General features: G+C 61.3%; 5 protein-coding genes. 2 read left to right on the top strand and 3 right to left on the bottom strand.

Annotated elements, in window-relative coordinates; genetic code table 11:
* Positions 1 to 213 precede the first annotated feature (213 nt).
* The 3 genes from ACP7D4_RS27520 to ACP7D4_RS27510 form a co-directional block, all read right to left on the bottom strand.
* Positions 214 to 1,386 carry an acyl-CoA dehydrogenase gene (locus ACP7D4_RS27520; protein ID WP_426107606.1) on the bottom strand — a complete coding sequence of 391 codons (1,173 nt, stop codon included), beginning with the start codon at positions 1,384 to 1,386 and terminating at the stop codon, positions 214 to 216.
* A 105-nt stretch (positions 1,387 to 1,491) separates the two neighbouring features.
* Positions 1,492 to 2,325, bottom strand: a complete 834-nt coding sequence (gene map, locus ACP7D4_RS27515; RefSeq protein WP_426212591.1) for a type I methionyl aminopeptidase — start codon at positions 2,323 to 2,325, stop codon at positions 1,492 to 1,494.
* A complete protein-coding gene (locus ACP7D4_RS27510) occupies positions 2,322 to 2,906 on the bottom strand; it encodes a TetR/AcrR family transcriptional regulator (protein ID WP_426212589.1) in 585 nt (194 codons plus the stop codon). Before ACP7D4_RS27510 ends, map begins: the two co-directional genes overlap by 4 nt.
* Before the next feature lie 81 nt (positions 2,907 to 2,987).
* Between ACP7D4_RS27510 and ACP7D4_RS27505 the strand changes: the two genes are divergently transcribed.
* The gene (locus ACP7D4_RS27505) at positions 2,988 to 3,383 is read left to right on the top strand and encodes a hypothetical protein (RefSeq protein ID WP_426212587.1); all 396 of its coding nucleotides are present in this window, start codon (positions 2,988 to 2,990) and stop codon (positions 3,381 to 3,383) included.
* A gap of 185 nt (positions 3,384 to 3,568) precedes the next feature.
* A complete protein-coding gene (locus tag ACP7D4_RS27500) occupies positions 3,569 to 4,903 on the top strand; it encodes a diguanylate cyclase (RefSeq protein WP_426212586.1) in 1,335 nt (444 codons plus the stop codon).
* The last annotated feature ends 115 nt before the right edge of the window (positions 4,904 to 5,018 follow it).

Here is a 5,018-nt window from a genome sequence, read left to right as displayed (position 1 = left end):
CATAATATGGCACCGAAACCGTATATATGGACCGCGAAAGCGACCGACATTCTTGCCAAAGTCACGCGCGCTCGTGCCAAACTTAATAAGCTTCAATCTGTTTGACGCACTACACTAGTCGCGTTGACAAAATTCCTCCTGAAAAAAGCAAGTACGTCGACCCGAAAGCAGGCGATACGTTGGCTCTAGACCCGTTGCGTTAGACCCGTTGCGCTAGACCGCTTGCACAAGCCCATTTTCAATGGCCCGGATGTGCTGACTTGTTTGCGCCGGCGCCGTTGGCAACGGCACCAGCATCGCGTGCTGCGTGGCCGTATGCAGGTCGCGCCAGACGCGGCCGATGTCGCTGCGTTGATCTGCCGCGTACAGTCCGCAATAAGGATACAGCGTGTCGACAGCGTGGCGCGCGGCATCGACCAAGGCCAGCGACGCCGCGTTCAGTACGCCGGCATCGACTGGCGCATTGGCGCAGACGGCGCTCCACATATTGTCGAGTAGGCGATAAAAATGGGCTCGCGCTTCTGCGACACTGTGCTCTTGCTCCCGTATGACCTCCACGACCGCCGGCAGTTCCCCCAGCAGGCAGCCGGACAGTGGATGGCGCCGGCGTGCGATCAGCGGCCCGGCCAGGCGCAGGAAATGCAGCGCCATGCCCGCCACATTGGCCGCCAGCGTGACGAACGCCAGCGTGAGAAACGGGAACCGGTACAGTGGACCTGGCGCCGTCGCATGGTCGGGCGCGATGTCGAACGCGTGGCGCGCGGCAACCCAGACACCGTCCATGCTGAAACTGTGCGAGGCCGTCGCCCGCAGGCCAATGCTGTGCCAGCTTGGGTGCACTTGGACGTTTACCGCCGGCACGATAAAGGCGCGCACGCGCGGCGCGCCGTTCCGGTCCAGCAGTGGCACGCCGCGTTCGCGCAGCATCGCGTTGAGCGTGAAGTGGGTTGCCATCGGCGTCCCGGTGGCGATGTCCCAGCGCCCGCTGAGCCGGTAGCCGTCGCCTTCGCGTTCGGCGTACCCGGTCGGCGCGCCGCTGCCGCCCACGCACACGGCCGGCGTGCCAATCACGTCGCGCGCGAAATCGGGCGCTAGGTAACCGCCGAACCAGCCGGCGCCCGCGCACAGCGTGACGAGCCAGCCGGTGCTGCCGTCAACGCTGGCAATTGCTTCTTCCAGGCGCACCGCGTCCGGCAATGCCATCTCGGCGCCGCCTGCCGCCGCCGGGGCCAGCATGCTGAGCCAGCCGCGGGCGTGGAGCAAGGCTTGCAGTTCCGGGGCAAGCATGCCGGTTTGATCGGACGCGGCGGCATGCGCCGCGATCGCCTCACTGTCTTGCTTGGACAGGGTGGCAGGGGCGTGGTTCCAAGAGGAGTCGGTAATCATGATCAGTCGAGAGCAGCGGTTGCCAACTCGCTAGTGTAAAGCAGACGGACGTCAATGCTGCAAAATGTGCACTGGGCCTGACGCCCCGGCATTGAAGCGCGCGTTTCAGCAGAAGGCCTTGTTGCGCTCGTCCGCCGACAATGTCAACACCTCGACGCCGCTATTGGTAACCGCAACGGTATGTTCAAACTGTGCCGACAAACTATGGTCTTTCGTTACCGTGGTCCACTTGTCGGACGAAACTTTGACGTGATGGCTGCCGGCGTTAAGCATGGGCTCGATGGTAAAAATCATGCCAGGCTCGAGCACGATGCCGGTGCCGGCGCGGCCGTAGTGCAAGACCTGGGGCGCGTCGTGGAATACGCGACCGATGCCATGGCCGCAAAAGTCGCGCACCGTCGAAAAGCCGTGCCCGCGCGCCACTGCCGCAATTGCCGCGCCAACGTCGCCCAGCGTGGCGCCCGGACGCACCTGGCCAATGCCGGCAAACAGCGCCTTATAGGTGGCGCCCACCAGACGCTGGGCGAGGATCGACACCGCGCCGACTTGAAAAGTGCGGCTGGTGTCGCCATGCCAGCCACGGAGCAAAGGTGAAACGTCGATGTTGACGATATCGCCGGCCCGCAGCAGCTTGGTGGCCGACGGGATGCCGTGCGTGACCACATGATTGACCGAGATGCAGTTGGCGTGCTGGTAGCCGTGATAGTCGATGGTGGCGGGAATACTGCCGGCTGCGCGCATGAAGGCTTCGCACAAGGCGTCAAGGTGCGCCGTTGAAACGCCCGCTTTGACATGCGGGGCGACCATGTCGAGTGTGTCGGCCGCAACGCGGCACGCGGCGCGCATCGACGCCAGGCCAGCCTCGTCATGCAAGGGAATCTTTTTGCCGTTGTCGGTCTGCAGGGAGTAGCGCTGCGCGCTTGGGATGGCTTGCTTCATCGGGACGAACTTGCCCAGTGGCACACAGCATCGTGCGATGAGCGCAACATGCCATCGATGCAGGATGGGATGGTTTGCTCCTGGCTCAGGAAAGGTTTGACGATCGCGACCGGCGCGCCGATCAGGATGAAGTGAACAATATTGCCGGGATTTGCCAAGTGCGGCGGCAGGGTTTGTACGCAGCGCTCAAAGGCGGCATCGTAGTCGGCCTGGTCTTGTTCGACCAGTGCGTGCAGTTGCGCCGACAGTTCGCCGAAGTCCGGCGCGGCATCCGATTGCAGCATGAAGCGCGCGTAAGCCGGCTTGCTGCGGCACCATTGCAAGAGCGCTTCGACCGCGCTCCACGTGTTGCCCGACTCCCAATGTGGCAAGACGTGCGCGCGAAAATCGGCCCGGACCTTCAGCCAGGCGCGCGCCAGCACCGTGCCGCGCGAATCGAAACGGTGATATAGGGAACCAATCGGCGCGCCGGCGCTGGAGGCAATCGACGCCATTGATAGCGCGCCGATGCCGCACTGCGCGGCGATGTTAATGGCGCTGTCGATGAAGCTGTCTTCGTTGTATTTTGCTAGTCTGACCATTCAAATAGAATAGCAATTCTATTTGAATTGGTCAAGGTTTGATCACCATTTCCCGCACTACCGATACCACGCATAATCACGATGCCACTCGATTTCTCCACGCTACCAGATCAGCAACATGGGCACGCAAATGGCGATCGGGCCAAGACGGTTTGGTTCGATGTCGGCAACGGGCCCGTTACCCCGCCGGCGCAGACCTTCACCGGTTACCTGTCTGCCGGGCAATCGGTGATTTTGCCATCGCCATGGTTCGAGTACGCCGGGGGCACGATCAAGGCGACTTTGAGCGCGCCGGCCAGCGCCGACTTCGAACTGAGGCTGGAACGCTGGACCAACAGCGCCTGGCGGAAAGTTGCAGAATGCACGTCGCCGACGTCGTCGGAGTCGGTGACGTATCCCGCCAGCGCCGGTTACTACCGGGTCACCGTGTATTCCTACAGCGGCGCCGGTAACTACGCGCTGTCGATGACCAAGTAACGGTACGGGAAAGTTTTCGCCGCGGCGCCTGACAGCCGCCGGCCGGCTCGTGTTTTTCCTGGTGAAAACACGGGTTTTTTTTGGCAACAATGCGAACCCATCTTTAGTACAGCGAAGATCGGCATTCTTGTGTATGGTGATGTAGTGAGCGATTAACCCACCAAGGCAATGAAGGCTGACGAAACATGACAAATGATGCGCCGCTCTACAAGAACGAAGTAATGCTGCTGTCCCAGACTTTTTTCATCAAGGACAACCAGGCTGAACTGCTGCTATGCGCGCATAAATACGACTTCGACATCCTCTTTTTCAACGAAGTGCAAGATTTTGTCATGGCCGTCGAAGGCGACCGCGGCAACTCCCTGTTCGTCATCGACCTTGACGCCCTGCACAGCATGCAGGCCGACATGCACGACAGCCGCAAGACCTTGATGCTGGGCGAATTGCTGCAGCGCCTGCCGAGCGAACAAAGCTATGTCTACCTGCAAACAGTACGCCAGGGTGGCCGCTACCTGCTGCAGCAGCGCCTGGTCGACAGCAATTGCCTCGCGTATGCGGAAAAGCCGATTGCCAACGACGTGCTGGTCGACAAATTGTTCACCTTGTTCGTCCAGAAAAAGCGCGGCGACCTGGTGCGCCTGGTGTACCTGGGCGAACCGGTTGGCCTGGATGAGGCGGCCTTGTTGCAGGCGCGCGTGGAAGTGATCCACCACGGCGACTCGCAGACGCTGCATTTGCGCGTGAAGGAATTGCAGCCGGACTTGGTGCTCATTACCGACGCCGAGTATGAGCGAACGGAATCGCTGGTGCGCGTTCTCAAGAAGAACATTGAAGCCGATCCCGTGCGCGAAATCACGCTGCTGCAGCGCCACCCGAACGCGGCCCTGACCCGTAGCGCGCTGGCCAGCGGCTTTGACGAAATCATCCTGATGACCGACCCCGACGTGCTGGCCGCGCAGTTGATCAACCGCGCCAACAAGATTCGCGTCAACAAGGACTTGATCGGCAAGGACCGCGCCACCGGGCTGCTCAACAAGATCGGCCTGCAGAAAAAAGCGCAGGAACTGATTCGCCAGGCGGCCGGCGAAGCGCGTCCGCTCGCGTTTGGCATTGTCGATATTGACAAGTTCAAAACCATCAACGACACTTGGGGCCATTATTTCGGCGATATCGTCATCAAGCGCCTGTCGCTCACGCTGGCGCCGCACATCGGCGAGCGCGACCTGCTCAGCCGCTTTGGCGGCGAGGAGTTTGTCGTCGTATTCTGGGATTGCACGCTCGAAGAGGGCTGGCGCCGGCTCGACGCCATGCGCCAGGCCTTTTGCGCGATCCCGTTTGAAGTCAAGCCCGGCGACACGCGCCACTTTTCCTTCAGCGGCGGGGTGGCGGCCTATCCCGAATACAAGAGCGAAAACGAACTGTTCCTGCGCGCCGACGCCATGCTGTACGAAGCAAAGGAGGGCGGGCGCAACCAGATATGCGTCGCACCCTCCGGCCACGGCAAAAGTTCGCAGCACTAGCCCGAATGTTGCATGAATCTCCATCGCGCTTACGGTTTTTCGGCATCGCTTGGCGCTGACCGTAGTTCGGATGTCTCGGACGAAATCTGCCCTACCCGAGCGAACGGGAAAGGAA

The sequence above is a fragment of the Massilia sp. TWP1-3-3 genome (assembly GCF_049897805.1).
Classification (GTDB): domain Bacteria; phylum Pseudomonadota; class Gammaproteobacteria; order Burkholderiales; family Burkholderiaceae_D; genus Telluria_A.
This window is presented reverse-complemented; position numbering and strand designations above follow the sequence as displayed.

Bases quoted from the DNA above. Each gene is read 5' to 3' on its own strand.
- ACP7D4_RS27520 (WP_426107606.1), bottom strand. From the start codon at position 1,386: ATGATTACCGACTCCTCTTGGAACCACGCCCCTGCCACCCTGTCCAAG.
- map (WP_426212591.1), bottom strand. From the start codon at position 2,325: ATGAAGCAAGCCATCCCAAGCGCGCAGCGCTACTCCCTGCAGACCGAC.
- ACP7D4_RS27510 (WP_426212589.1), bottom strand. From the start codon at position 2,906: ATGGTCAGACTAGCAAAATACAACGAAGACAGCTTCATCGACAGCGCC.
- ACP7D4_RS27505 (WP_426212587.1), top strand. From the start codon at position 2,988: ATGCCACTCGATTTCTCCACGCTACCAGATCAGCAACATGGGCACGCA.
- ACP7D4_RS27500 (WP_426212586.1), top strand. From the start codon at position 3,569: ATGACAAATGATGCGCCGCTCTACAAGAACGAAGTAATGCTGCTGTCC.